Annotated in this window: 21 protein-coding genes, 3 tRNA genes, 1 other RNA gene and 1 pseudogene; 13 read left to right on the plus strand and 13 right to left on the minus strand. The window is 54.7% G+C overall.

All coding sequences use genetic code 11. The features are described from left to right. Positions 1 to 31: 31 nt before the first annotated feature. The 6 genes from E8D52_06425 to E8D52_06450 form a co-directional block, all read right to left on the minus strand. Entirely contained in the window at positions 32 to 481 is a 450-nt protein-coding gene (locus E8D52_06425) for an RNA polymerase-binding protein DksA (GenBank protein TKB68631.1), read from the minus strand. Between the two features lie 84 nt (positions 482 to 565). Continuing rightward, positions 566 to 1,168 carry a recombination protein RecR gene (gene recR, locus E8D52_06430; protein ID TKB68632.1) on the minus strand — a complete coding sequence of 201 codons (603 nt, stop codon included), beginning with the start codon at positions 1,166 to 1,168 and terminating at the stop codon, positions 566 to 568. A gap of 2 nt (positions 1,169 to 1,170) precedes the next feature. After that, positions 1,171 to 1,494: a YbaB/EbfC family nucleoid-associated protein gene (locus tag E8D52_06435; protein TKB68633.1), complete on the minus strand. Its 324-nt coding sequence runs from the start codon at positions 1,492 to 1,494 to the stop codon at positions 1,171 to 1,173. After that, positions 1,491 to 3,329 (minus strand): DNA polymerase III subunit gamma/tau, encoded by a 1,839-nt coding sequence (gene dnaX, locus E8D52_06440; protein TKB68634.1) that lies wholly within the window; start codon positions 3,327 to 3,329, stop codon positions 1,491 to 1,493. The genes E8D52_06435 and dnaX overlap by 4 nt, the downstream gene beginning before the upstream one ends. Positions 3,330 to 3,378: 49 nt before the next feature. Then, positions 3,379 to 3,478: signal recognition particle sRNA small type (gene ffs, locus E8D52_06445), an RNA gene on the minus strand. Positions 3,479 to 3,588: 110 nt separating this feature from the next. Further along, positions 3,589 to 3,678: transfer RNA gene (locus E8D52_06450), tRNA-Ser, on the minus strand. A 363-nt stretch (positions 3,679 to 4,041) separates the two neighbouring features. Here E8D52_06450 and E8D52_06455 point away from each other — a divergent pair. The 6 genes from E8D52_06455 to E8D52_06480 all read left to right on the plus strand — a co-directional run bounded on the left by E8D52_06455 (position 4,042) and on the right by E8D52_06480 (position 8,693). Further along, a tRNA-Leu gene (locus tag E8D52_06455) sits at positions 4,042 to 4,124 on the plus strand. Between the two features lie 41 nt (positions 4,125 to 4,165). Beyond that, entirely contained in the window at positions 4,166 to 5,482 is a 1,317-nt protein-coding gene (tig, locus tag E8D52_06460; GenBank protein ID TKB68635.1) for a trigger factor, read from the plus strand. A gap of 49 nt (positions 5,483 to 5,531) precedes the next feature. After that, entirely contained in the window at positions 5,532 to 6,158 is a 627-nt protein-coding gene (gene clpP, locus E8D52_06465) for an ATP-dependent Clp endopeptidase proteolytic subunit ClpP (protein TKB68636.1), read from the plus strand. Positions 6,159 to 6,171: 13 nt separating this feature from the next. Further along, a complete protein-coding gene (gene clpX / locus E8D52_06470) occupies positions 6,172 to 7,428 on the plus strand; it encodes an ATP-dependent Clp protease ATP-binding subunit ClpX (protein TKB68637.1) in 1,257 nt (418 codons plus the stop codon). A 181-nt stretch (positions 7,429 to 7,609) separates the two neighbouring features. Beyond that, the gene (locus E8D52_06475; protein ID TKB68638.1) at positions 7,610 to 8,137 is read left to right on the plus strand and encodes a hypothetical protein; all 528 of its coding nucleotides are present in this window, start codon (positions 7,610 to 7,612) and stop codon (positions 8,135 to 8,137) included. Further along, a complete protein-coding gene (locus tag E8D52_06480) occupies positions 8,127 to 8,693 on the plus strand; it encodes a hypothetical protein (GenBank protein ID TKB68639.1) in 567 nt (188 codons plus the stop codon). The genes E8D52_06475 and E8D52_06480 overlap by 11 nt, the downstream gene beginning before the upstream one ends. 1,030 nt (positions 8,694 to 9,723) lie before the next feature. Here E8D52_06480 and tatA read toward each other — a convergent pair. Together tatA and E8D52_06490 are read right to left on the minus strand one after the other, a co-directional pair. Then, positions 9,724 to 9,864: pseudogene (gene tatA / locus E8D52_06485) on the minus strand (twin-arginine translocase TatA/TatE family subunit). Between the two features lie 111 nt (positions 9,865 to 9,975). Next, complete coding sequence (locus E8D52_06490) at positions 9,976 to 11,178, minus strand: M24 family metallopeptidase (protein ID TKB68640.1); 1,203 nt, start codon at positions 11,176 to 11,178, stop codon at positions 9,976 to 9,978. 81 nt (positions 11,179 to 11,259) lie between these two features. On the opposite strand from E8D52_06490, the gene E8D52_06495 reads away from it, so the two are divergent. The 4 genes from E8D52_06495 to E8D52_06510 all read left to right on the plus strand — a co-directional run bounded on the left by E8D52_06495 (position 11,260) and on the right by E8D52_06510 (position 14,567). Then, the gene (locus E8D52_06495) at positions 11,260 to 11,730 is read left to right on the plus strand and encodes a hypothetical protein (protein TKB68641.1); all 471 of its coding nucleotides are present in this window, start codon (positions 11,260 to 11,262) and stop codon (positions 11,728 to 11,730) included. A 121-nt stretch (positions 11,731 to 11,851) separates the two neighbouring features. After that, a complete protein-coding gene (locus E8D52_06500; protein ID TKB68642.1) occupies positions 11,852 to 12,232 on the plus strand; it encodes a hypothetical protein in 381 nt (126 codons plus the stop codon). Between the two features lie 14 nt (positions 12,233 to 12,246). After that, positions 12,247 to 12,987, plus strand: coding sequence for a gamma-glutamyl-gamma-aminobutyrate hydrolase family protein (locus E8D52_06505; GenBank protein TKB68643.1), 741 nt, complete (start codon positions 12,247 to 12,249; stop codon positions 12,985 to 12,987). Between the two features lie 131 nt (positions 12,988 to 13,118). After that, positions 13,119 to 14,567: an amino acid permease gene (locus E8D52_06510; GenBank protein ID TKB68644.1), complete on the plus strand. Its 1,449-nt coding sequence runs from the start codon at positions 13,119 to 13,121 to the stop codon at positions 14,565 to 14,567. A 25-nt stretch (positions 14,568 to 14,592) separates the two neighbouring features. Here E8D52_06510 and E8D52_06515 read toward each other — a convergent pair whose 3' ends face one another. The 5 genes from E8D52_06515 to E8D52_06535 all read right to left on the minus strand — a co-directional run bounded on the left by E8D52_06515 (position 14,593) and on the right by E8D52_06535 (position 19,347). Next, positions 14,593 to 15,033 (minus strand): hypothetical protein, encoded by a 441-nt coding sequence (locus E8D52_06515; GenBank protein ID TKB68645.1) that lies wholly within the window; start codon positions 15,031 to 15,033, stop codon positions 14,593 to 14,595. Positions 15,034 to 15,227: 194 nt separating this feature from the next. Continuing rightward, positions 15,228 to 16,325 carry a beta-N-acetylhexosaminidase gene (gene nagZ, locus E8D52_06520; protein TKB68646.1) on the minus strand — a complete coding sequence of 366 codons (1,098 nt, stop codon included), beginning with the start codon at positions 16,323 to 16,325 and terminating at the stop codon, positions 15,228 to 15,230. 23 nt (positions 16,326 to 16,348) lie between these two features. Then, positions 16,349 to 17,860 (minus strand): leucyl aminopeptidase, encoded by a 1,512-nt coding sequence (locus E8D52_06525; GenBank protein ID TKB68647.1) that lies wholly within the window; start codon positions 17,858 to 17,860, stop codon positions 16,349 to 16,351. Positions 17,861 to 17,953: 93 nt separating this feature from the next. After that, on the minus strand, positions 17,954 to 18,589 hold the full coding sequence (gene queE / locus E8D52_06530) for a 7-carboxy-7-deazaguanine synthase QueE (protein TKB68648.1): 636 nt from the start codon (positions 18,587 to 18,589) through the stop codon (positions 17,954 to 17,956). 77 nt (positions 18,590 to 18,666) lie between these two features. Beyond that, a complete protein-coding gene (locus E8D52_06535) occupies positions 18,667 to 19,347 on the minus strand; it encodes an HAD family hydrolase (protein TKB68649.1) in 681 nt (226 codons plus the stop codon). 254 nt (positions 19,348 to 19,601) lie between these two features. Between E8D52_06535 and E8D52_06540 the strand changes: the two genes are divergently transcribed. The 3 genes from E8D52_06540 (at position 19,602) to E8D52_06550 (ending at position 25,691) form a co-directional block, all read left to right on the plus strand. Beyond that, positions 19,602 to 19,685 (plus strand) — tRNA-Leu (locus E8D52_06540). A 230-nt stretch (positions 19,686 to 19,915) separates the two neighbouring features. Then, the gene (locus E8D52_06545; GenBank protein ID TKB68650.1) at positions 19,916 to 25,048 is read left to right on the plus strand and encodes a PAS domain S-box protein; all 5,133 of its coding nucleotides are present in this window, start codon (positions 19,916 to 19,918) and stop codon (positions 25,046 to 25,048) included. Then, positions 25,035 to 25,691 carry a response regulator transcription factor gene (locus tag E8D52_06550; GenBank protein TKB68651.1) on the plus strand — a complete coding sequence of 219 codons (657 nt, stop codon included), beginning with the start codon at positions 25,035 to 25,037 and terminating at the stop codon, positions 25,689 to 25,691. Before E8D52_06545 ends, E8D52_06550 begins: the two co-directional genes overlap by 14 nt. The last annotated feature ends 43 nt before the right edge of the window (positions 25,692 to 25,734 follow it).

Below are 25,734 nucleotides of genomic sequence, written 5' to 3' on the forward strand. Positions count from 1 at the left end.
GAGTATTCTTGATTCGTGTGAAGAAAAGGATTCAGCCTCGAGCTTGTTCTTCCTGTTCTTGGAGGGTCTTGCACTCGATACAGAGGGTGGTGACAGGGCGAGCTTTGAGCCGTTTGTAAGGGATATCTCCACTGCAGCGCTCGCAGATCCCGTAGGTCGCTACATTCATCCGTTCCAGCGCTTCATCGATCTTCTTGAGCAACTTCCCTTCGCGGTCCCGAATTCGCATTGAAAAGCTCTGATCGACCTCGGCGGACGCTTGATCACTGACATCGGGGAATGCTTCGAGGTTTTCCCGGTGCGTCAGAACGTCCCCGGCCTCATTCAGGATTGCCGTCCGTTGCCGTTCAAGATCACGGCGAATGTCAGGATATTTTGCTTTCCTGGGAGTTGTCCTCCGTTTATTCGCCGATGATTCGGCAGGCACCGCGCGTGGCGGTTTGGTTGAAGGAGCGTCTTTATGCGGAGAACGTGCTTTCATAGCGGTGATTTTGGATACGTCAACGATGACTATAGCAACCTCGTTGAAGAGGGGTCAACGAGGGCCGGAAGGGGTCTGTTAGGTTTACAACTCGCGCCGTCCTTCAATCGATTTCAACAACGTCACTTCGTCCGCATACTCAATATCCATGCCTACTGGAATCCCATAGGCAATTCGGGAAACGCGGACGCCGAAGGGCTTAAGCAATCGGGTCAGATAGATCGCGGTGGCTTCTCCTTCAATGGTCGGGTTCGTTGCGAGAATGATTTCCTCAACCCCGCCGAGTTTCACGCGCTCAACCAGCTCCTCAGCTTTGATGTCGCCCGGGCCTATGCCGTCGAGTGGGGAAAGCGTTCCCAATAAGACGTGATAGAGCCCGCGATAGGCGCCTGCCCGTTCGACGGCGTACAGCGTACTCGGTTCTTCAACGACGAAGATCTTGGTCTGATCACGTTTCGGGTCGAGGCAAAACTCACATAAGTCTGCTTCGGCGATATTGCGACATTGTCGGCAAAACGCCAACCCATCTTTCACCGCACGAATGGCATCCGCCAGCCGCAAGGCATCCTCTCGCTCGGCCTTCATGAGATGAAAGGCCAATCGCTGGGCGCTCTTGTGACCAATTCCTGGGAGACGAACCAATTCCTTGATCAATCTCGCCAACAAGCCCTGTTGATCGACGGCCATCGCTAAAACAGGCCTGGAATTTTCATCCCGCCAGTCAGGGCTTTCATTTCGCCTTCCATCAATTCCTTGGCTTTGCGGAGCGCATCGTTTGTCGCGGCCACCACAAGGTCCTGGAGCATATCGACATCGCCGCTCTTGACGACCTCGGGATCGATCGCCACACTGACAATCTGCATCGCCCCGTTCGCTGTGACGGTGACAATCCCACCGCCGGCCGTCCCGCTGGCGGTTTTTGACGCTGCTTGTTCCTGAATCTTGGCCATTTGTTCCTGCATGGCCTGAGCTTGCTTAAGAATGTTGCCCATATTACCGAAAGGACTTTTCATTCGCTTGCCTCCTGCTGAGCTATAGGACGAACCTCGGCCAATTCGACGCCGAATATCTCGAGGGCCTGCTTCACCGTCGGGTTCGCTTTCGCACGTTCGAACAACATCACCCGTTGTTCTTGTTCCTTGGCTGCTCGTATTTGGGCCATGGTCGGTCCCGGTGGATGAGTCTCAGTCAGCTCGATGATACGGACACGTACGGGAGATCCCAACTGACGCTCGCATAGCTTTGATAACACCAGAAGATTTTCTTCCTTCTCCAATCTCGCTCTGGCCACGGTTGCCTGCTTGGCAAATCCTATGGTGACGAAGCCGCCCTCCATTCCAACAAACCTGCCGGCTTCGAGAAACGGGCCAATATTAGGAAATGAAGCGGCAACCTCTTCTTGGACTAAGTCCCACTGCAATGTTGGTTGTGGACCAACGGCTATGGGAGGCACGGTGGCTGGGGCGGTTGTCGTCACAGCGGTCGGTGGATTGTGAGATGGTTTGGGTGAGATCGCTGACCCTTCGTCCGTTTCCCCCCTGGGCGTGTGAGCGGGTTTAGGGATGGGCTGTGACGCCGTGGGTACGGCCTGGCGTAAAGTCTGAGGAGTTGATGGCCCGCTCTTGCGCTCTTCCGGTCTAGCTGGAGGTTTCTGGCTGGAAGACGACGCTGTCTGTGCTGGGCGAGCCTCCGTACTCTCTCGTTGGCGAAGCAGGCGAGTAGCTCGAACAGCCGCAGTCTCCACCACGAAACGAGGATGGCTGCTGAATCGTAAAGAATCTTCCGCTTGGATGAAGATTGTCAGCAGTTCCTGAAACCGCTCCGGAGTCAGTATCTTGGCATCCAGCGACAGCTGGTTCAGATCATCTTCCGAGGTTTCAATCAAACTACGCAGCTCGACCGTACTGGGAACGACTGCTGCCACCAGCAGATTACGGATGTGTTCCACGACTTCCGCGCAGAACGCCCGCAAGTCATGTCCCCGGTCCAACAGGTTAGCCAGACTGGCAAGGGCAGCAGGGCTGTCTTGGGCCAAAATCGCTCGGAGAAGTTCCTGCACCAGTTCTTGAGGGACGGCTCCCAAGAGCAGTTCAAGATCCGCGTGGCTGATGGTTTTGCCGCCGTAGGCAATGGCCTGATCAAGCAAACTCAAGGCGTCACGCATACTCCCTTCACTGGCACGAGCCAGGGCCACGAAGCTCCGTTCCTCAAGCAACAACTGATCTTGCGCTGCGACGTGCCGAAGTCGTTCGATGATTTCAGTCCTGGCGATCCGACGAAAGTTGTAATGCTGACATCGCGAGAGAATCGTCGCGGGGATTTTGTGAATCTCCGTTGTCGCAAAGATGAACACGACATGTGCTGGTGGTTCTTCGAGTGTCTTTAAGAGGGCATTAAACGCCGAGTTTGAGAGCATGTGGACTTCATCGATAAGGTAGACGCGAAACTGACCACGAAATGGCGTGAATCGAACGTTCTCTCGGATCTCTCGCACATCATCCACGCTGGTGTTCGATGCGCCGTCGATCTCGATGACATCAACCGAGTTCCCCTGTGCAATTTCACGGCAATTTTCACAGGTGTCACAGGGATGACTTGTCGGTCCTCGTTCACAGTTGAGTGCCTTCGCGAGGATTCGTGCGACGGTCGTTTTCCCCACACCTCGCGTGCCGGAAAAGAGATACGCGTGCGCGACTCGCTTCGTCGAGACCGCGTTCATCAACGTTTGGACGACATGGGGCTGACCAATCACATCGTCAAACGTGCCGGGCCGATATTTGCGCGCGGAGACTTGGTAATCCAATTGTCGCGTTGCTCCCCTACAGTAAGTCTTAAGAAAACCTGAGATTCATGGACGCCAGGATGTCCCTAAATACGCCAAGTTTTTTGATAGAGAGTGGGGCTAGGTGATCCTGCGGCACATAGAACTGACTGCTTACCGTTGCTTCCTTCCGGATCTGGCGGGGTTCACAGGGTTCTATTGCACAGGGCCCAGCCCCTATTCTCGATCGAGACCTTCCAGCCCCGCCCAAGCTTCAGGTGTCTATACCGCCCGCGGAAATTACGATACAGCGATAAAGAGCAGGCGGTACACATAAAATGCGGTATGGCGGAGAGGGTGGGATTCGAACCCACGGTCCCGTTACCGGGACGCATGCTTTCCAAGCATGTCGATTCGTCCACTCTCGCACCTCTCCGCATCGAGAAGTGTAAAGGGAGAGTATCTTAGCATGCGTATTCATGGCCAGCAAGGTGACCGGCGCTCGTCGATGCTATTCGAAATGAGGAGGCAGCCGCGGTAGTAGGGCGGTCGCCTTGCGGTGTACCACAGTGAATGTATGGGTGAAGTTTTCGGTGAGTAACGGGGATAGAGTAGATCGGCAAATAGCCAAGCTGGACCATCCATACAGAGGAGTAGGGTACCCTCGGTCGTATGGGTTGACATTACAGGTGTCCAACGGTACAACGCTATACGACATCGCGTGTTTTTACAGTCTTAGCCACTCTTGGTTAGTTAATCTATCGTTATAGAGTGGCAGCTCCACGGTATCCTCTACCATGCGAGAGTGGCGGAACTGGCAGACGCGCGAGACTTAGGATCTCGTGGGCAACCGTGGGGGTTCAAGTCCCCCCTCTCGCACCACTATAACGAACACTTATGGAGTAGGGAGTCTCATTTCGACAATGAAGATGGAAGTGACTGAGTTAGGACCAATGAAACGCGCCTTGAAAATCGAGGTGCCGGTCGATGAGGTGGCGCAACAATTTTCACGAGCCTATTTGGAACTCAACCGTCAGGTTCGGATTCCAGGGTTTCGACCAGGGAAAGCCCCGGTGGCTATTTTAGAAAAGCGTTATGCCAAAACAATCGAAGAGGATGTCATTCGAAAGCTCGTGCCGGACTTCTATGGTCGGGCCATCAAACAGGCTGGGATTAGTCCAGTAGTGGTGGATATTCCTCCTCTGGATCGGGTCAAAATCCAAAAAGACGCCCCGTTTACGTTCACGGCGACCGTCGAAATCAAACCGACAATCGAACTTCGCGACTATAAGTCCCCCAATCCCATTTCGCTCCAGGCCGACAAGCGCACGGTTGCAGAGGAACAGATAGACCGTGCTCTCGAAGTATTGCGCGAACAACAGGCGCGCCTAGACGAGGCTCAAGCTGGTACGGTTTTAGCCGAAGGGGATTATGCCATCGTCGATCTCGAAGGATTTCTGGAAGGTGCTCCTCTCGAAGGTACAAAGAAGGAAGGCCAGCTCCATAAAGTGGGATCAAAGGCCGCTTTGCTGGGGATTGAAATCGACGCTCATCTGATCGGAAGACAGGCAGGGGATATGGTAGAAATTCCTCAGACCTATCCGGTGAGCCATCCGGATCAACGGGTCGCGGGAAAAGCTCTCAGCTTCCGCCTCGTCATAAAGGGGGTTAAACAGAAAAAGCTTCCTACCCTTGATGATGAGTTCGCCAAGGACTGCGGACCATACGCGTCGCTGCACGAGTTAAAGGACAAGTTGCGTGGCCAAATGGAAAAGGCGCTCAAGAGGGATATTGAAGAGTCCTACAAAGATACTCTTCTCAAACGCCTTATCGAGACCCATCATTTTGATCTCCCTGATACACTTGTAGAACGAGAGCTCAGCACGATTGTGCAGCAGAAATTACAAGCACGACAGCGCGGCAACGTCACCGATTCCCCTCCTCCGCCAGATGCGGAAGAATTGAAGAAGATTCGCGAAGAGCACCGTGAGGACGCAAATCGTCGTGTGAAAGCAGGGTTGATTCTTGAGGCCATCGCGGAGAAAGAAAGCTTGTCGGTGACCCAGGACGATCTGAATAATGAAGTGACTCGACTAGCTACGGAGCTCAGGGTACCGATGGCCGATCTCGTGAAAATGATCCAGGCAGGTGGCCAGGATTCTATTGAGGAATTACGCGCGAGGATCTTGGCCGATAAGGCGCTGGATGTTGTCTATCGTCAAGCGTTCATTCAAGGATAGGCGTGGTGGGTGTTGGGTACGGAGTTGCCCGGGAAAGGAATTGAACAATATGTTGGTTCCGATGGTAGTCGAACAAACCAATCGAGGCGAACGAGCCTATGACATCTACTCACGCCTTCTCAAAGATCGCATCATTTTTCTTGGAGCTCCAATCGATGATGTGTTTGCCAACTTAGTGATTGCGCAACTGCTCTTTCTTGAATCGGAAGATCCCGAAAAAGATATTAATCTCTACGTCAACTCTCCGGGAGGTAGTGTGACTGCCGGATTGGGCATATACGATACCATGCAATATGTGAAGCCCCCGATCAACACCATCTGCCTCGGTCAGGCTGCCAGTATGGGTGCGCTCCTATTGACCGCCGGAACAAAAGGCAAGCGTTTTTCCCTGCCCAATGCTCGGGTGATGATCCATCAACCGTTGGGTGGGTTCCAAGGACAAGCGACGGAAATAGACATTCATGCCAGGGAAATTCTCAAGATTCGTGAACGTCTCAATGAAATCATGGCCAAACACACTGGCCAGCCGATTGAAAAGATCGCGCATGACACAGAACGGGACTATTTCATGTCCGGCGAAGAAGCGAAGCGGTACGGCCTCATAGACGAGGTCATCACACGACCACCCAAACTTATGAAAGCAGTAGAATCCGGCGACGGGATCAAAGGTAAGTAACGCAGGAGGGTGCATGGCCAAGCAGGAAAAGATGGACCGACACTTGCGCTGTTCTTTCTGTGGAAAAAGCCGTGATGAGGTAAGAAAACTCATCGCCGGACCGACGGTGTATATCTGTGATGAGTGCGTCAATCTTTGTAATGACATCATTGCGGAGGACTGGGAAGAAGCCAAAGAAGAAATTTCGTCTAAACTCAAGAAACCAGCGGAGATCAAGCATCACCTCGATCAATATGTCATTGGGCAGGATCGGGCTAAACGCATTTTGTCTGTGGCCGTACATAATCATTACAAGCGCATCTCCTCAAAGGAAAAAGAGGTTGATGATATCGAGCTCCAAAAGGGCAATATCCTCATGGTGGGTCCGACCGGCACGGGGAAGACTCTCTTGGCCCAGACCTTGGCTAAATATCTTGACGTCCCATTTACTCTTGCTGATGCCACGACGCTGACCGAAGCCGGTTATGTGGGGGAAGATGTCGAGAATATCATTCTGAAACTCCTGCAAGCTGCGGATTACGATGTGGAGCGGGCTGAACGCGGAATTGTGTACATCGACGAAATCGATAAGATCAGTCGGAAGAGCGATAGCCCGTCTATTACGCGTGACGTGTCTGGCGAGGGTGTTCAGCAAGCCCTACTGAAATTGATCGAAGGCACGGTCGCGAATGTCCCACCGCAGGGAGGGAGAAAGCATCCGCATCAGGAATTTATTCAAGTCAATACCAGCAACATTTTGTTTATCTGTGGTGGAGCGTTTGTCGGTTTAGAACAGATCATCGAACAGCGTCTGAATCGAAAATCCATTGGATTTGGAGCTGAAATCCGCGGAAAAAGCGACATTCGTTTGGGAGATTTTCTGTCAAAGGTACAGCCAGAGGATTTTCTGAAGTACGGTCTGATACCGGAATTCGTAGGACGATTACCCGTCGTGGCCACGTTAGAGGAGTTAGACGAGCGAGCCTTGATCCGTATCCTGACTGAACCGCGCAATGCGTTGACCAAGCAGTACGAGAAGCTGTTATCGTTTGAAAAGGTCAAGCTCCGATTCACCGAAGCGGCGTTGGGGGCCCTAGCGCGTAAAGCCTATGCGCAGAAGACTGGGGCCAGAGGTCTTCGGGCGATCCTGGAAGAAGTGATGCTTGACATCATGTATGATGCCCCCTCTCAGAAACAAATCGTAGAAGTGGTGATTACGGAAGATGCAATCTTGGGAAAAAACCCACCGATGCGCATATTTGAACAGGAAAATGACGCTAAGACCGCATAAAAACTGACACATTTCTATTATTGATTGATAAGTCTAGCTAATAATTCGTAGAAGGGGGGAAATATAAATTTCCCCCCTGGCCGTTACCTCTTTCCATCGCTTTTCCTAACCTCCTCATTTTCCTCGACAATCAGAAACGCCGCGCTATACTTGCCTCGTACGTGTTTTTGAGGGAGTGGCTGTGAAATACCCTGTTTCTTTGAGTCTTCGTTATAAAGGCAACGTCATTGAACTTGACGCAGCCCGTGAAATGATCGTCTTGTTGGGTGTGAAGGGGGAGGCAATCGGCTCCCTGTCCTGGGACTTCGTCATTGATCAAATACTTGCCTACCGCAAGGTGGATGTTATGGGTGTTCAAAAGGAGGTCCGGTCAGAGCCTCGGATTTCGCTCGCGTTCCGGGTACGGTACAACAGCCCAGAAGGACCACGATGTGAAAGTCGGGCAGGTGGTATTGGCGGTGGAGGATTATTTATCGAAAGCCAGACCCCTCTTTCTGTAGGGACCAGATTGGCTATGGAGTTCTCGTTTCAAGAGAAATCTGATGAATGGATGCCCGCAAAAGGAACCGTCGCCTGGGTTTGTCCGAAAGCTGATCAATATACGTTTAGCCCAGGAATGGGGATACGGTTCACTGAAATAGCGGAGAATGTCCGAGATCGAATTCATGAGTTAGTGAAATCAACCCAGAAGATAGGGCATGCAGCATAATTCCACTCCTGGCTTACGCCACCCGGAAAAGGGATGTATGACGTTTCCTGTCGTTTCCACTACGGGGTATCAAGGAAAATCTCTGAGTATTGATTCTGGGCGAGAGATAATCAACGTACGCGACTCCTCTGGCCAGTTGTTGGGCAGCATGTCTTGGGGGGCAATCATCGAGCACGTGGTTGTCAGTGGTGAAGAAGGGCGGTTTGCCCATTGTCGCAAGCAGCCCCGTGCGCCCCTTGCTCTGAAGATCCGATATACCACACCAGAAGGAAAGCACTTTGATAGTCTAACCGGGGGAATCAGCGGCGGTGGGCTTTTTATCGAGAGTGGTGTCCCTCTCAGTCCTGGCACCGAATTGACGGTCGAATTTGCCCTTCCAGATCGGCCGTGGAACAAGCTGAAAGCGAAGGCGAAGGTCGCCTGGGTTCGCAACAAGCCGGAGCGATACCTTCTGTTTCCAGGCATGGGTATCCAGTTTGTGGATTTGGAGAAGACGGTACAAGAGGAATTGGTCGGACTGGTTGAGGCTCTGAATCGAAGTCGAAATCCATCCTGAGTAACGAGCAAGCTTTTCCGAATCAGCATGTAACGTTCAGACTATCGCCTGCCGGCCAACGGCTGCTATTTTTCCGATATGGACCTCTTCCCCCAAGCCTGTAGGCACCTCCCGCCAGAACGAAGAAAATGACCGCCTCATCCCATCACCGATCCAGTAGATGTAGAACTGTCTGACCAACCCTCGCTTTCTCTAAAGCATCAATGGCTCATTAACTGTTCGACTGAGCCTGTTCAAGGGTCACGTCAGGGTCGGGTGCTGGAGTATTTTGGTAACGTCTACAGCGATAGCGATCCCTCATGTGAGTGGTGCGAAGAGGGCAAACATCAGTCGGCAAGAACATGAGTGAAATATGAGGAGGCTCTATGGATGAGGGTCACGCAGATTTCTGGGGATCTTCTTGCGGCGGCGGTAATTCTTTAGCGGCATCCATAGATTGCTGGATTTCTTTTTTGGCGGCATCCAGTTCGGCCTGAATCGTACTCATTTGAGGGTCGACACTATTACGGACATCGGTCACGGCTTGCCGGAACGTTCGCACGACCTCTCCGAGTCCTTCACCGAAATGCTGAAGGTCATCGGGCAATACCGCTGCTGATTGCGTCGCTTTGAGTGCTGCCTGTTGCGCCTGCACGCGAGCCACCGCATCTTTGTTCACAATGGCAGAAGGACGTTTGGCGGTCGGTTTTGCCTGAGAACCAGCCGGCAAGGGTGGATACGACGCGTGAGCTCTTGGAGGGGGGGCTGCAGCCCGTTCCTCCATCGAGAGCACGGGGCTGGCGGCAGACGCTGATGCTTGATTCAGGGAAGGAGCTGATGGTTGTCGAGTCTGAAGGTTTGTGTTGTACAACAATGAAGCAGTGGTGCCGGGCGTCAGCTCCGGACCAGGGACATAGGGAGCAAGTGGTCTCGTCGTTGTCGACGATGATCCTGTGGCCGGTGGTGGAACTGTTGCTGCGATACTTGCCGGAGTCTGAATTGCCTGTGGTTGCCCGGATTCTTGTTGGACCGGGTCAGAAGCGGGTTGAGGCACGTCGGTGACTTCTTTTCGAAAGCCTTTCAACGCCTTGCCGACCCCCTCGCCGATCTGTGGCAGACGGCCCGCGCCGAAAATGATCAGCACGATGACGAGAATGAGAATGAGTTCTGAGAAACCCATTGTGCCGAACATGCATGGCCTCGCATGTGATCCAGAGAGTGCCCTTGTGGAATGGCTGAATCTAGCCGCCCCTCGGACATGGTGTCAAGAAAAGGGTCGGAGCAGAACGATCAGACAGAAATGTCAGAGCAGAGACACGATTTCGGTTTGAAGTGGTAGCCCATACACCACGGCTTCGCGATCCGATACATAGACGTCAAGCTCACTCCTGATCCCAAACTCTCCCGGCAGGTAGATCCCCGGCTCGATAGAGAAGCAGGTTCTCGGCAGAAGCCGACGGCTATCCTGAGTTTCCAGGTTGTCGATATTGGCTCCATTGCCATGGACTTCTTCCCCGATCGAGTGGCCGGTTCGATGTATGAAGAAGTCGCCGTAGCCCGCCGTGCGAATCGTCGTGCGGCAGACATCATCAACTTCCCATCCGCAAGGAAATCGGCCGGTGGCCACCTGATCCTGGACAAACGACAGTGCTGCATCGCGTCCGCGCCGAACATGTTCAAAGATTATGCGCTGCTTTGCCGGTACGTCCGTGCCGGTATAGCCTGTCCAGGTGATATCTCCATAGACCGATCCCGGGGCCGTTTGTTTCGCCCAGAGGTCGATCAGAACTAAATTGTCTCGAGTGATGAGTGAGGAGCTTGATGCAGTCGGTCCATAATGAGGATCGGCGCTGTGGGCATCAACAGCTGCAATTGGAGCGCTGGATGTGGTCATGCCCGCATCGCGAATACGCGAGAGAATAAACTGCTGCAGATCATATTCGGATAACCGACGTTCGTTGGTGATGCATGACGCCACATGGGCGAAGGTCTCATCGACGATGTTTCTGAGCGCCGTCACGGCGTACCGATGGGATTCCAGTTGCGCATCCGTCCAGACTGCCTCGAATTGTTGGACGAGATCAGCTGATGTGACCACCTCAAGCCCAAAACTTCTGATCAACTCAACGGTGCCGGCATCCACTCTGGACAGATACGGAACCGCGTTGAACGGTGAATACTGCATGGCAATTTTCCGTCGACCTCGCAACAGCGAGGCCAAGAGCAAACGTTGCTGTTCCCATGACACGTACTGCTGGACTTGGCCGGGTAACTCATCCAACACATGTGGTTCGATCATATGAAGGAGTTTGACCGGTTCCCCCCTTGTCGGGATCCAATAGTACCAACGTCGAGTGACGTGCTGGGTTGGATCAAGAAGCAAGACCCGATAGGCTAATGGGTCGCCGCCGCGAAAGTCGTAGAAAAGCCATCCATCAACGCTGTCCATGTTTCCGAGGGCGTCTTGGATCTCAGCGATCCGTGTATGATAGGCACTGTCGCTCATGGGCTTCCATCTTAGCCTTGGGGTACAGAGGCGTCAATCAAGCACCGAGTCTCTGTGTGAATCATGGTACAATGGGCCTCCATGGTTCCAGAATCAAATCGGGATGTCCCATCTTATCGAGTCACGTTCTTCTTCGGGCCTGAGCCAGTCGTAGGGCACCCCGATGTGCTGGCCTGTGTGTTCAACGTGAAAAAACGGAGTTGGAAAGCAGGCATTCAGATCTCCGTTGAGATGAGAAATGACCAGCTGGCGGGGCTTCAAGAGAAGATGCGCCTTGCGGATCGACTGGCGAAGAGCTTGATGGCACTCGATCCCCACGATCGTCCTCACTATCAAGAGCGCATGGCGGATTGCTTTGCACAAGCTGTGTGTTGGTGCAAGTTGGATCTCAGACTGCAAGCGGGTGTGGCCCAAGAAAATCAGCGAATCCAAGCCGATGAGTTGGCTCTCGAATTGGATCACGAAGCCAGCAATCGCGTAGACTATGTTCTCGCCTATATCTTGGGAGAGTTGGATCTGGCCCCTGATCGTTCGGTGTCATCATCCTGTTAAGGTCGAGATCCCCTCGGGAGTTGCATTCAGCGGAGAATTTGTTATAACGCATGCCAGGACTCGTGTATGATTGTTCATGCATCCCACATCATTGGTGTGAAAAATGAAGGAGGCGCTTCACGTGAGACTCCCAATCGTGGTTCTCGTCGTCATCATCACCTATTGTTCGATGTTTGTCGCTCCAGCTTGGAGTCAGTCGTCGTCTGCTGACACACAGCAAGGGACGGCTTCCGGGGCCGGTATGGGAGCTGCTTCAGCTGCCGCCACAATCTTGTATTTCCCGTTTAAAGCAGCATTTGCTGTTGGCGGTGGGATCGTGGGTGGTCTCGCCTATGTGTTTTCAGGTTTCAGTGAGCCAACGGCGAAAAGTATCTGGGTCCCCAGCGTGTATGGGACCTACCTTATTACCCCGGAGCATCTCAGCGGCGATCGTCCGGTACGTTTCCTTGGTGTTGGTGCCGAAAATGACGGAATCTCCGTCGCACCTGCTCCGACGAACTAGCCTGCGCATTGAGTATGAAGCCTGTAATTGGCGTGACCCCAGACTTTAATGCCGGTGACAGGAAGGACATGGGCGGTCACGAGCCAACCTATTTTTTGCGGGCTCGCTACATTCGGGCTGTTGAAGAACTCGGTGGTATTCCTCTGATCCTTCCTCTCGTAGCGGAACCGTCTGCCCGGCGACGGCTTCTTGACCGTGTTGATGGGTTGCTCCTCACCGGCAGTGGGCCGGACCTTCCGCCGAGTTTCTATGGAGAGCGGCAGCGCTACAAGTTTCCACTGGTGAGCGAGCGCCGTGCCAACTTTGAGCTGGAGTTAGTCCTTCAGGCCAAGAAGCGGGATCTTCCCCTCCTAGGAATCTGCGGAGGGATGCAGACGGTGAATGTCGCCTGTGGAGGGAGCCTGTATCAGGACATTCCTGCACAAGTCCCCAGTGCGTTGGATCATCGTCAAAAAGCGAAAGCGATCCATGTCGCTCACCCGGTGACCGTGACACCCAAGAGCCTCTTGAACAAGGTGGTCGGTAAGAGAACCTTCATGGTGAATAGTTCCCATCACCAATCAGTCAAGACAGTCGCTCCGTCGCTCTGCGCAAGTGCCATGGCACCCGATGGGATTATCGAAGCGATCGAATCCCCCGCACATCGATTTCTCCTCGCGATCCAATGGCACCCCGAATTCTTGTTCGAGCGGCATATGGTCCATCGGCGGCTGTTTGAAGCCCTGCTCCGTGCGGCCCGCCGGACACGTGCATGATCTCTCCAGACCGTTCCAGCAAGCACCGCCAACTCGTTCCCTGGTCTCTGGCCATACGTTGATCTTAGATGGAGCCGTAGCGTCGTGACCCCATCACAGCGAATTCCGGTACATTGAGCGTGGGAGGGCCCGTGGGCAGCCAACTTTTCCGAACGAAACCCATCGATCAAATTCTGGCCGATGCCGAACATCCAGAGCATCGTCTGAAGAAAACATTGACGGCGTGGGATCTCACGGCGCTTGGGATCGGCGCGATTATTGGGACAGGCATTTTCGTCCTGGTCGGAACCGCCATCGTCGGTGATGCCCACCGGCCAGGAGCGGGACCAGGGATTGTTCTCTCCTTCGTTCTTTCTGGCATCACCTGCGCGTTAGCTGCCCTGTGTTATGCCGAATTTTCAGCGATGATCCCGGTCGCAGGGTCAGCGTACACCTTTTCGTACGCCACACTGGGTGAGTTTCTGGCCTGGCTCACGGGGTGGAATCTGATTTTGGAATATGGTGTGGCCTGCGTCGCAGTTGCTATCGGCTGGTCCGGCTATTTCAACAAATTATTGACGCTCGCCGGCTTGGAATTGCCCTATTGGGCGACGAATCCGCCGCATTGGGCGGGTGGTCCAGAGGGAAGTATCGCTAATTTTCCAGCGGCCATCATCGTTTTGTTGGTCACGGCCATCCTCGTGATAGGAATCAAGGAAAGTGCTCGTGCCGCTGGCATGATCGTCCTGCTGAAACTTGCGGTGGTTCTCTTCTTCATCGCCGTAGGGGCTCCGTCTGTCAACGCGGACAACTGGACACCGTTTATGCCGAACGGATTTGAAGGGGTCCGTGCCGCGGCTGCCATCATCTTTTTTGCCTATATTGGGTTTGATGCGGTCTCAACTGCTGCAGAGGAGGCTCGGAACCCCCAACGAGACGTTCCGTTGGGTATCCTTGCTTCGCTGGCTGTGTGTACCGTGCTCTATATTGCCGTGGCGGCGGTCCTCACCGGCCTGATTCCCCTCAGCCAAATTGACATACACGCTCCAGTGGCTGAAGCGCTCAGCGTCGTGGGGTTTAAATGGGGCGCTGCTATCGTGGCTATCGGAGCCGTGGCGGGTATCACGAGTGTATTGATCGTCATGATGCTGGGGCAAATCCGCGTGTTCTTTGCTATGTCGCGCGATAGGCTGTTAAGCCCGAGGCTCTCACAGGTTCATCCAACGTTTGGAACGCCCCATCGGGCAACGATTCTGACCGGAATGGCTATTGCGATCCTGGCAGCGTTGTTCCAGATCGGGGAAGCGGCTGATATGACCAACATCGGAACCTTCTTTGCCTTTATCCTCGTCAGCTTTGGGGTCATGCTGCTCCGGTACGTAAAGCCTGATCTGCCCAGACCCTTTCGTCTTCCCTTCATGCCTCTCGTGCCCATCATGAGTATTGCCGCATGCCTCTACCTCATGGCTGGTTTGCCTTCAGCAACATGGATCCGTTTTGTGGTATGGACCGTTATTGGCATTCTCGTGTATGCGGCGTATGGGATGAAACACAGCAAACTAGCTGCTCAGGCTGTCGACAGTAGTCTGCCGTCACGATGAATCTTGAACAATTCTAGTAAGGAGTCTAGTCCGACTTTCCAGAGGGCTGGGTTGCGGAAACGGGTGCTGTGGCAGAAGTCTCTTCAGCGGGAACTGCGGCAGCAGCCGGGACAGGCGATCCAGGGGCTGTGTCTACTGGAACGGCTGCGGCCTTGGGCGGAGTGGCCGGTTTAGGTGGGGGGGCAGCTGGCTTGGGCGGCGCTGGTCTTTCTGGCTTAATGCCTCCTTCCCAGGCTGGGCCCGAATACATATTTGCCGTTAAGCCCTTGGTCTTCCATTTTTCCTCAAAATCAGCAGCGGCCTTATTCGGCGTTTCACCAAGGCCCATGACATTGTTCCAAGGATAGACTTTTGGGCCGATCTGGCAGCCAGATTCCGTCCGCCGCAAATAGATCGCGATCGGATTGCCCCGGTAGGGCCCAAGAAAAATATGGACAGATCCAACGTACTCGAGCAATGAGGCCATAAGGCCCTCCAAAGGAACGCTCATGATGCCACAAGAGATGAGAGGAGGGCAAGGTATTCGGTAGAGAGACAGAGGTTTCGTTTCCTCACTTGAGTGAGGGGAGGTCTTCCATCTCTGCGTAACTCGCGGAATTCTCCTGAGAGACACGGCATAAAGTTGTCCACTCTTTTATGTTGAAAAGAAAAAAGCACAGGTCATAGGTCGGCTTTCGCGACTCGTTCTCGTGCCCGGTCAATGGAGCGCAAGAGCGCTTTGTGGCTTCGGCACCCCACCACAAGTTTGGCATCTGAAATCATCACGGGGCGATAGGGAAGCAGGAAACGCTCTTTCACGCGACGGATACGCGCGAGAGACTGGGCCAACCGTCCGGCCGAGATGTCCGTGTCGGCCACGGCTTTGTCAACGGCATTCATCGCGGCGATGACGCGGTTGCGGTCTTTACAGATCAACGGCATGTCGCAACCGGCTTGGATGGCCTGTACGGTCGCGTCGCCGATGCCATAATGATCAATGATGGCATGCATCTCAAGATCATCCGTCAACACGATACCGTCGTAGTGCAACTCCTCACGAAGAAATCTCCCGATGATCGTCGGGGACAGGGTTGCCGGCCGTTTCTCATCCAACGCCTGATACAATACGTGGGCTGTCATCATCGTTGCCACGCCGTTCGCCACCGCTCGCTGGAATGGAGGAAACTCAATATGCTCCAATCGTTCGCGCGGCGCCGTGACGATGGGCAACTCCTTGTGTGAGTCCGAGTTGGTGTCGCCATGACCAGGAAAATGCTTCCCACACGCCACGACACGATTGTCCTGGAGGCCTCCCACTGTGGCCAACCCTAATTCAGCCACGAGGTCAGGCGTTGTGCCGAAGGCTCGATCACCGATCACCGGATTGGCGGGGTTGCTGTTCACATCAAGCACCGGAGACATATTCATGTTGATGCCGACGGCCTTGAGTTCTGCTGCGGTCGTGGCTGCCGCCGCGTAGGCTAGTTCAGAGGAACGGCATTGCCCAAGGACTTCGCATGGTGGAAAAATTGTAAAGTCTTTTGGCAACCGTGAGACACGTCCACCTTCTTGATCGATAGAGATCAGGAGGGGGGAGTGTGGACTACAGCGTTGAAGATCACTTGTCAATTCTACGATCTGCGCGATCGATTCGAGATTTCTCGAAAACAGGATGATTCCACCGGGCTTATATTCTCTGATGAAGGAGGCGAGGTCAGCCGACACGGTGGTGCCATCGAACCCTATCATGAAGAGTTGGCCAATCTGGTCGTGCGACATCGTCGAACCGTCTTTCTCTTACCCTATAGTGAGCGATTGATGAGGAACTGGATCAACAGTCTGGTCCCGATGCCAGTTGGGCCTTTGGGGATATACGCCCGTTCCCGCTCGCTCCAATCGGTGCTGGCGATGTCGAGATGCACCCAGGGGGCGTCGCCGACGAACTTGCTTAAGAATAGAGCCGCGGTGATCATGCCACCCCCACGTCCGCCGATGTTCCGCATGTCGGCTACATCGCTGCGCAGTTGCTCAAAATATTCGTCCCACAAAGGCATTTCCCATACCCGCTCGCCTGCTCGAAGGCCGGCCTTGTGAACCGCTTCTTTCAACGTGGCATCGGTGCCGAACATGCCGATGGCGAACTGACCCAGTGCGACGACACACGCCCCCGTCAGCGTGGCAATGTCGATGAGCGCGGCCGGCTTGAATCGCGTCGCATAGGTAAGGCCGTCGGAGAGGATCAGGCGGCCCTCGGCGTCCGTGTTCTGCACCTCCACGGTTTTGCCCGAAAGGGTCTTGACCACGTCACCAGGTCGCATCGCCCGGCCCCCGGGCATATTCTCCGCTGCTGGGAGGATGCTGATGAGATTGAGGGGTAGCTTCAGACGAGCCGCCGCTCGCATCGCGGCCAACACTTCCGCTCCACCGGTCATGTCAGCCTTCATCTGTTCCATATTCTCAGCCGGTTTGAGCGAGATCCCACCCGTGTCGAAGGTAATCGTCTTGCCGACGAGCACGACCGGGCGGTCGTGTTTGTTCTTGGCTCCGTGGTACTGGAGAATAATGAACTTCGGCGGTTCGTGGCTGCCTTTTGCAACCCCCAGTAGCGCGCCCATGCCGAGTTGTTCCATCTCCTTTTGTTCGAGGATCTTGAGATTTACGCCGACTTCCTTCGCCACGGTTTTTGCCTCACTGGCGATCCTGGTCGGTGTCATCACATTAGATGGATGGTTGCAGAGATCTCGAACATAGACGGTTGCTTCGGCAGTCGCGACACCGCGACGAATCCCTTCCGACAACTGGCGCAGTTGATCTTTCTGCGGAGCCAGAACCGTCATCGCCGTCACTCCCTTACCCGTCGGGGCGTCACTGCGATAGGCTGTGAATTGATAGCTTCCTAAGATCGCTCCTTCAGTCATGGTCTGGCCAACGTCGATTGGCGACGCCCCATGCGGCACGCTGCTCGACAGCGCCACCGCAAAGGCACCGGCTTTGGCTTGGCGAACCCGTTTGACGGCATGGCCCATCGCTTGTCGGATCTGATCTAACCCCAGGTCTTGTTTTTTCCCGAGCCCGACAAGAATCAACCGCTTCGCCGGAATTTTCCCGTGCGTATGAAACAAAACAACTGTACCGGCCTTTCCATCGAACTCCTTGGATTGCAGAAGATCACGGAGGGCTCCACCGAGCGCTCTATCCAGAATCGCCCCATCTTCCTTCGGCAGTCCCTCCCCTTCACACAGCAGGAGGACCAGCGCGTCTGTGGTCTCGGTGTCGACGTGTCCTTGTTTCGCGTGAACTCGCAGAATGGGCATTCGATTCTCCTTTGATGCGTCAATGGGCAAGCAGCATCAGCCAATGGTTGGTTGTCATCGGGACTTCTTCATCTTGCTCGACGGCGATATTCTTCACACTCCCCGCATATTGGGTGCCCAGATGTGCTTGTGGAGTTGCAACTGAAGGCGAACCGGTAATCGATCTGCCAAGAGCCATTCAGCTAACCGCTGTGGATCCAGGGCACCAAATACCGGACTAAAGTGAACCGCACAACGATTGGTCAACCGGAAGCGATCCAGAATACGTTTCGCCCATTCGTAATCACTCCGGTCCTGCATGACGAATTTTGCTTCATCCTGTGGCCGCAATCGTTCAACATTGGGCCAGTGCATCCGGTCCGTCATGCCGCTTCCTGGGCATTTCACGTCCAAGATAATACGAACCGATGGATCAACGATGGCGGTATCCACGGCTCCGCTCGTTTCAAGGAGGACCGTGAATCCTTCATGGCACAATCGACAGAGCAGCGCGCTGCTATCCGGCTGCGCTAACGGTTCACCTCCCGTCACCTCCACCAACTGACAACCATAGGATCGCACCGTGTCGAGAATGTCATCGATGGATCGGTCCGTTCCGCCAAAGAACGCATACTCCGTGTCACACCAGGTGCATCGCAACGGGCAACCGGTCAGACGTACGAACACGCAGGGGAGGCCGGCAAAGGTCGACTCGCCTTGAACGCTATGAAAAATTTCAGTGACGCGCATGAGCCGTGTGTGGACTAACTAAATCGTCGATTGGATGATTCACCGAGCAGGCGGTTGATTCGATCACAAGGAGTCACTCATCGCCATTTGACGATTGGCCAGTTCTGCTGTCGGGCGATGGAGGCCATGCCACGAATCGGGTTCACCACCGTCGGATGCCCCACGGCACGGAGCAAGTCAAAATCACCCGGGCTATCCCCGTACGCATAGCATTGGGAGAGGTCCAACGTCAGTTCATGGGACAATCGATCAATGAGTTGTCGTTTCCCCTCCCCATAAGGCAGAGGTGGCACAAGAAATCCGGTATAGAGTCCATTCTGCTGCTCTAATTGAGTGGCAAAGCAACGATCAGCTCGAAGCGCGTCCGCGATGGGGGCGATCAGAAAATCGATGGATCCTGTCACGAACACAATGGCGTGGCCGGCACGGCGATGCTCGTCGAGCATCCGCATCGCAGCAGGGGAGACACGAGGACAGAGTTCCTCGCGACAAAACTCCTCGCCCAACGGTTGAATCACTTGCGAAGGTTTTCCGGCCAGGTACAGCTTCCGCTTGCGGAGCGGGTGCAGCGACAATGCTGGGACATGTCGCAGGAGCCACGACACGCTCTCACGAGCTTCAGGCCACCCGACGATACCGCGTCGCCACAGCCAGCGGAAAAATCTCATCTCACTCGCTTCACCAGGCAAAATGGTATTGTCGACATCAAAAAATGCTGCAATGGAAGAGGAGAGGCCTTGTTCGTCTGTTTGCGTCATGAAAGAGCGACCTAGGACAATTAAGATGCCGATTCTACCGAACGTCCGGTTGATTGACAACAATTTTACCCTACTTCTATAATGCGCACTCCTTTTCCCCTCAGCTGCTGACAGGAGCCCAGAATGCAGGATGGTCAAATAAGCCTGCAACAAGCCCGCAGCGAGCGAAAGCCTGAGGCGTACTTCTGAGTACGTTGAGGGTTTGAGCGATGCCAGAACGCAGGTGTAGGTTTCGTTTCAACATCCTGCTGAGTGCCGAAGTGGTGGAATGGCAGACACGCACGTTTGAGGGGCGTGTGGCGAAAGCCGTGCGGGTTCAAGTCCCGCCTTCGGCACCATCATACTCGATACAGCTCCCTCCGATTTCCAGCTAGTGCCTCCGGGCCATTTGGATCTAGACTTTCGCCTAATCTCATAGGACACTAGCCCCCTCCTGAGGTCTTTAATCTTAGGAAGCAGTAGGCTGGGCTGTCACCATCAACCAGCATTCGCCACGTGAGATAGTCGCTCCTGTGAGTTGAGCTGGCTGTTGAGGTGCTGTCGGCGTCGCGCGGTAAGGAGCCTCATCATGAGTCCTACGAGTCACCGTCCTGAATTGGATCTGCTGCGAAGGCAGGTTGCCGATCTCGCACGTGAGCTTGCCGAACGGGATCGAGTGTTGCACGAACAGACTCGTCACTTCGAGGTCGCACAAGCTCTTGCCCACCTGGGGAGTTGGAATTGGAACATCGCAAGCGGCGAGGTGGAATGGTCCGACGAACTCTACCGGATCTTCGGCTATCAACCTCGAGCGCGAGCGATCACCTTCGACAGCTTTGTGTCGGCGGTACTGCCGGACGATCATGATCGGGTGCTGGCGTCGATCGATGACGCGTTGGCAGGGGCCGCAGCCCACGACATGGAATGCCGAATCGTCCGCCCCGATGGTGCAGTACGGACGATTCATTGTTGTGGCGAGGTCGTGCGCGATAGCGGCGGTCAACCCCTTCGTATGTTCGGGACGGCCTTGGACATTACCGATCGCAAGCCTACGGAGGCGATGCTTGGGACTTCGGAAGAAAGACTTCGACAGGCCCTCCGTGCGTCAGGGACTGGACTCTGGGAATGGAACACGGAAACGAACGACGTGGTCTTTTCCGAGGAATGGAAACGCCAGCTGGGATACGAGCCGGTGGAGCTTGCAGATTCTTTTGAAGCCTGGATGACGCGTCTCCACCCAGAGGATCGTGATGCGGCGATGGCCTACGTACAAGACTACGTGTCTCATCGCAAGGGAGACTATCGACAGGAATTCAGGCTGCGTCACAAAGACGGGACATATCGATGGATTGAAGCACGAGCCTCATTTGTCACAGAGCCAGATGGCCGACAGATTTACCTTCTCGGATCACATACCGATATTACTGATCGCAAGCGGATGGAGGAGTCGGTACGGGAGAGCGAAGAATGGTACAGGACGTTGGTCGAGCTTTCACCATCGGGGGTCTTCGTCAGTGAAGAACAAGCAGTTTACGTCAACCACATGGACGCCGTCCGCGATCTCGCCGAGCGCAACCGCGCGCAGGCCGCATTGCGCGCGAGCGAAGAGCGGCTGCGGCTAGCAATGGACGCCGCGGATTTAGGGTCATGGGATGTGGATATCCGGACCGGCGAAGCCGTGTGGAATCGCCGCCATGCACTCATGCAAGGCTACACACCGGATGACGGTCCCGTCTCAATTCACCGATGGAAAGATCGGATTCATCCGGATGATTTCGATCGCGTTATGGTGGAAGTCGAGCTGGCTAAAGAGACGCAGGAGTTATTTTCCGTCGAGCATCGGACGGTTTGGGGCGACGGCGCTGAGGAGCGCTGGCTCTCGTTGTATGGGCGATTCTTTTACGACAAGACCGGTGTCCCAGTTCGTTTCAGCGGCGTATCGATCGACATCACCGAGCGCACTCGTGCACAAGAGGCGCTACGGGAGAGCGAAGCTCGGTGGCAGCAGTTCGCTGAGTCGGTCGGTTCAGCATTCTGGATCGCGGATGTGACGCCGGAGGGGAAGAAAGTCTTGTATGTCAACTCCGCATTCACCTCTATTTGGGGCATTGAGCGGGAGGAGATATATCAAAACTGGTTTCTCTGGCTCGACTCGATCCACCCGGATGACCGTGCGCGGGTGACGGCAAACCATGATCGGTTTGTTGGTGGAGGGGCGACCGCGGTATTCCATTGTGAGTACCGGATTGTGGGACGAGATGGTCATGTCCGCTGGATTTCCGATCGCCGCGTCAGGATGGCGGGGTGGGAGAATCGCGTTGCCGGTATTGCGGAGGATATCACGCACCACAAGCAACAGTTGGCGCTGATGGCCCAAACAGAGGCGATCGGAAAAATCGGGGGATGGGAGTTAGATTTCCTGACGAACCGTCTGTGGTGGAGCGAGGAAACCTACCGGTTGCACGAGACCACGCCGGAATTGTACAACCCGACGGTGGAAACGGCGTTGGAATTCTATACAGCCGAACGCCGGCCCCTTCTCGCTGAGGCACTTGAAAAAGCGGTGACCCAGGGGGTGTCTTGGGATCTGGAGTTAGATCTTGTCTCAGCGAAGGGCCGCCAGATTGCAGTCCGGGCAGTCGGGAAGGTCGAAGTCGTGAACGATCGGGCAGTTCGGGCCTACGGAACGTTCCAAGATATTTCGGAACGCAAATGGGCAGAAGCAGCCCTCCGGAGAGCGCATGATGAATTGGAGCGCAAGGTCATTGAGCGCACTGCAGAATTGCAGGCCAGTGAAGATCGCTATGCGCGTGCTACGGCCATCGGCAAGGTTGGAGTCTGGGAATTAGACATCGTCACAGGTGCATACCACGCAGATGCCAATCTCAAAGCCCTCTTTGGCTATGCTTCTGAAGAACTCTCCACAGATCCCTATATGTGGCTGAAGCTGGTCCATCCGGACGACCAGCCGGTTGCCATGAAAAACTGGGAATTGATCCAAAGCGGAGCAGCCGAGGCCTGTCACTACGAGCTGAGAATGGTTAAGAAAGACGGATCCAGGGTGTGGACTGATGTTCGATGCCACAGCGTTCGTGATCAGAACGGGCGATTGACGCACCTGATCGGCGCCACCGTCGACATTACGGAGCGCAAGCAAGCGGAACAAACATTGTCCGAGAGCGAGGTACGGTTCCGCACTTTAGTTGCAAATATTCCAGGCGCAATCTATCGCTGCGCCGTGGACAGGGAGTGGACGATGTCTTATCTCAGCAATGTGATTGAGAGCATCGTCGGTTATCCGGCCACGGAGTTCATCGCCAACCACACCCGTTCTTACGCCAGTGTGATTCACCCAGATGATCGCCAGCTGGTGGAGGAGACGACCTGGACGAGCTTGCAGGAGCACCGTCCATATATCATCGAGTACCGTCTTATCCACGCGAATGGTACCGTCCGGTGGGTTTATGAAAAAGGTCAGGGGGTGTTCACCCCGAATGGCGAGGTGCGTTTCCTCGACGGCGCGATCTTCGATGTCACCGAGCGCAGGCATGCGGGGGAAGCCCTTCGCGAAAGCGAAGAACGATTCTCCAAAGCCTTCCGAACAAGCCCTCATCCGATCGGGATCACGGAGGTCGCAACGGGCCGATGTATTGAGGTGAACGATGCCTGTCTTGAGCTGTTCGGTTTTCGTCGAGAGGAAGTGATCGGAAACTCCACGTTGATACTAGGTATCTGGCCGAATCTCGAAGAGAGAGTGCGGGTCATCGAGCGTTTGAAAGCTGGGCAGCCGGTGCGCAACATGGAGTTTGCTTTAAAGGTCAAATCGGGTGCAGTACGCTACCTTCTGGCCTCCGCTGATCTCGCGGAGCTCAACGGAACGCTCTGTATTGTGACCGTCGCTAATGATATCACGGACCGTAAGCAAGCCGAAGAAGCGCTCCGCAGGAGCGAAGAGCGTTTTGCGAAGGCGTTCCAAGCCAGTCCCCATCCGGTCGTCCTTAGCGAGCTGGACTCTGGTCTCGTGGTAGACGCTAATGATGCCGCCTGTCAGCTGTTCGCTTATCGTAAAGAAGAAGTCGTAGGACGCACGACGCAAGAAATAGGACTCTGGCCCTCGACAGAGGCACGGGACCGTTATCTCGAACTGTTGAAGCGCCAGGGATCAGTCCGCAACGTGGAAGTGGCGCTACGAAGCAAGAGTGGCGAAATTCGCCAGTGCCTCTTGTCATCGGAACTGATCGAGTTGAACGGCAAGCAGTGCAGTGTGACGGTTGGCAACGATATTACTGAGAGCAAGCGCCTGGAGCGAGCGCTCCGGTTGACCCAGTTCTCCGTGGATCAAGCCGTCGAGGCGATCTTGTGGTTAGACCCGAACGCTCGAATATTCAGCGTTAATGATACCGCATGCCAAATGTTGGAGTACTCACGCGAGCAACTGATGGCCATGACGGTCCATGATATTGACCCAAATTTCCCCGTGGAGCGGTGGGTGACTCATTGGAATTATCTCAAAGAGCAGGGAGCGTTGATATTCGATGCGAAGTTTTGGTCACGAACTGGACTCGTCTTGCAGACGGACGTGACGGTCAATTATCTGCAACATGAAGGGAAAGAGTACGCCTGCATGATCTTGCGAGACGTTGCAGAGCGAAAGCGGGCGGAAGCCGAGCTCCGTCGCTCCCATACATTCTTGCGACAAGTCATCGACACCGATCCCGATCTTATCTTTGCCAAGGATCGCGACGGTCGTTTTACGGTGGCCAACAAGGCTGTGGCCGATTGGTATGGCACGACGGTGGAAGAATTGATCGGGAAATCGGATTCCGACTTCAATGCAAATGCCGAAGAGGTGGAGTTCTTTCGGCGGAGCGATCTTGAGGTGATCTATTCCGGGAGAGATCGGTTCATTCCGGAGGAAAAGATCACCGATGCCGGGGGAAAGACGCGTTGGTTACAGACGGTCAAGCGACCGATTTTCGACGATCAAGGACAGGTTCACATGGTGCTGGGTGCCGCGACGGATATCACGGAGCGCAAACGGATGGAGGAGATCCTCGTACGACGTGAACGAGATTTGAGCGCCGCACTTCAAGAGCGAGAGCGGATCAGTCAAGACCTCCACGATGGTATTCTCCAGTCCCTGTATGCTGTTGGACTTGGGTTAGAAGCGTGTAAGCCACTGATCAGGAAGCGACGCGATCCTGTGGCGGAGAAGTTCATGGTGGCACTGGATCAGGCCATTAGACAGCTCAACCAGGTCATGTCAGAAGTCCGGAATTTCATTGCCGGCCTCGAATCTCAAGTGTTGCAGGGTGGAGACTTTTCGACCGCCTTGCGGACGATGGTCGAAACGATGTCTCTCTCTTCTTCCATCAGATGCCGGGTCAGAATCGACGACGCGGCCGCACAGCGGCTTTCCACCGAACAGGCACTCCATATCATCAACATCGTACGGGAGGGGGTGAGTAATGCATTGCGCCACAGCCGTGCCAAACAGATCACCGTCTCGCTTCGTGATCTCATCCGCTCTGATCGTCTGGCCGTGACGGATGACGGCATCGGGTTTAGTACCCGCTCAGTTCAGGGGGTTGGCCATGGATTAGTCAACATGGCGGCACGGGCTCAAAAAGTCAGGGGCTTGTTCGCCATCCAGTCGAAACCTGACAAGGGGACGAGGGTCTCACTCGATCTTCCAAAGGAGACGCCTTATGCTCACACCTAAAACTCATGGTATTCGAGTCCTGCTCGTCGATGATCATGAGGTCATTCGCGTGGGACTGCGGACGGTGTTCGGCCAAACCCAGGGCATCGTGGTTGTAGGAGAAGCGAGCACCATGGAGGAGGCCGTCCAGCAAGCGCAGAGATTGAAGCCCGACGTGATCTTGATGGATGTCCGACTACCGGACGGGTCCGGTATCGATGCCTGTCGGGAGATTCTCGGAGCGCTGCCGGAGACACGGATCATTTTCCTGACGTCCTTTGCTGACGACGACTCCGTGCTCGCCGCCGTGCTCGCCGGCGCTCATGGCTATGTCCTTAAAGAAATCGATTCACCCGCTTTGCTCGAAGCCATCCGCTCGGTGGCGAAGGGTCAATCGATCTTGGACTCTCATGTGACGGAACAGGCTCTGCGGTGGCTGAGAGGGCTTCACGATCTGCCAGCAACCTCTGGTACGGACCAACTGTCCGCTCAGGAAGAACGAGTCGTTGCGTTGGTTGCCGAGGGAAAGACCAACAAGGAAATTGCCGCCGCGCTCGGGCTCAGCGACAAGACCGTGAAGAACTACTTGGCCAACGTCTTTCAAAAACTTCGCATCACCCGGCGTGCGCAAGCGGCTGCCTTTTTTGTGAAACGGCAAGGATGAGCGACCAACATTCGGATCTACTGCTTTTAGGTGCAAAAAAATA

The sequence above is a fragment of the Nitrospira sp. genome (assembly GCA_005116745.1).
Taxonomy (GTDB): Bacteria; Nitrospirota; Nitrospiria; order Nitrospirales; family Nitrospiraceae; genus Nitrospira_D.